This is a genomic window from Brevibacterium picturae (assembly GCF_030453725.1).
Taxonomy (GTDB): domain Bacteria; phylum Actinomycetota; class Actinomycetes; order Actinomycetales; family Brevibacteriaceae; genus Brevibacterium; species Brevibacterium sandarakinum_A.
The window spans coordinates 1-1,635 of sequence record NZ_JAKDJU010000334.1; the positions used below are offsets into that span (position 1 = coordinate 1).

2 protein-coding genes are annotated in these 1,635 nt (G+C 65.8%); both read right to left on the reverse strand.

Annotated features, from left to right (window positions below; translation table 11 throughout):
• On the reverse strand, positions 1-760 hold a 760-nt coding region (locus tag L0G76_RS16135), incomplete at its 3' end, for an alanine racemase (RefSeq protein WP_304358139.1).
• Between the two features lie 200 nt (positions 761-960).
• The coding region (locus tag L0G76_RS16140) for a YoaK family protein (RefSeq protein WP_304358140.1) at positions 961-1,635 on the reverse strand (675 nt) is incomplete at its 5' end.

Sequence of the window (1,635 nt, forward strand, 5' to 3'; positions counted from 1 at the left end):
AGTCGTTGAAGACGTACTCGCCGGGTCGGATCTCGGTGATCACCGGGTCCGTGCTCAGGTGCGCGGTCGGCGTCGACCCTGCGCTGACCTTGTGCGCTTCGACTCCGTGTTCGGCCAGCGAAGCAACAGCGTGCCGCAGCGCGAGAGCCTGATCATCGGCTGCGCCCTCGGCCTTTCCGACGGCGCCGCCGTGCCCCGGGTATGTGAAGACTCCCAACGGCACGAGACCACGGTCGCGAGCGTAGGCGGCGAGCCTGCCGGCTTCGTCAGGTGGCACACCGGAGCGTTCGGCTCCGCAGTCGACTTCCACGACGATGCCGAGCAGGCCGGCGAACTCACCGGCTGCTTGCACCAGATGGTCGATCGCAGCGGTGCTCTCGGCACCCACGCTCAGCCGCGTATTCTGCAGCAATCGCTTCAAGCGGGTGGCTTTCGTCCCGACGGCCCACAGAGGATAGGCGAGGAAGATGTCCGCGCATCCAGCGGCAGCGAAGATCTCGGCCTCGCTCAGATTGCCGGCCGTCAGCCCGCCCGCGCCCGCTTCGAGCTGCATCTTCCCGATGCGCACGTTCTTGTGCGTCTTCACATGTGGCAACAGCTGCTTTCCGTGCTCGTGTGCAAAGGCCTGCATGCGCGCAATATTGTCGGCGACCACATCGATCAGCACGATCGGTGCCGGAGTGCTCACCGCGTCTCCGAGGCCGGCCAGCACATCTTCGAACAGACTGGCCCGGTCAATCAGTGCTGACGATGACGACATCATGCACCCACAAGCCTCTCTGCTTTCTCCGGTGACATCGTGTGACGGACCCGTCCAGGGCCTCGCATTCCATTCGTCCTCATGGTTGCGCGGGCCACGCGATGAACTGTGCAGTCCTCACGCTAGTGCAATCTGCATGGGTATTGAATAGGTCTCACTCAGATCGTCGGTCAGCTCGCCCGCCCAGGTGCGGAAATTGCTCAGGCGTGCACGGACTCCTCAGCCGCCTCGGCGAGGGCCCGCTTCCGGGCACCCACGTGGCCGATGACGGTCACGACGGCGATGGCCACGGCGACGAAGGCGATGCCGATCCACTGATTGATCATCAACGTCGCGGCACCTGCTACGGCCCCGATGAGGATGAGGGCCACCGCGAGCGCGCGACGGATCCAGCGCACACTGTCGCCACCGGCCAGCCGCGAATCAGACGCCAAGCCGACGATCGTCGAGGTGACGACGACGGTGGTGACATCGGCGATCTTCATCCGCCGAGCCGCTGCCGCCTGCGCACCCATGAGGGCCGAGAGCACCGAGGTGAAGATCGTCCCGGCCAGCCCCACCTCGGGATCGGGCATGAGTGCGACGTAGACGGCCAGACCCGCACAGCCGACGGCCACGCCAGCATAGATGATCGTGGTGCGCACGTGCCAGTCCTCGCCGATGCGGCCGAGGATGCGCCCGCCCAGGGCCGCGCCCACCATGAAGAACACGAGGGCCAGTGCCGGGCGCAGGACCGGAGTGTCCTCGGCGCCGGCCAGGCCCATGCCGAGGATGACGACGTTGCCCGTCATGTTTCCGGTGAAGACCTTGTCGAAGCCCAGGTAGCCGATCGCATCGACCATTCCGGTCGAGAATGTCAGCACGAGCAGCATGGC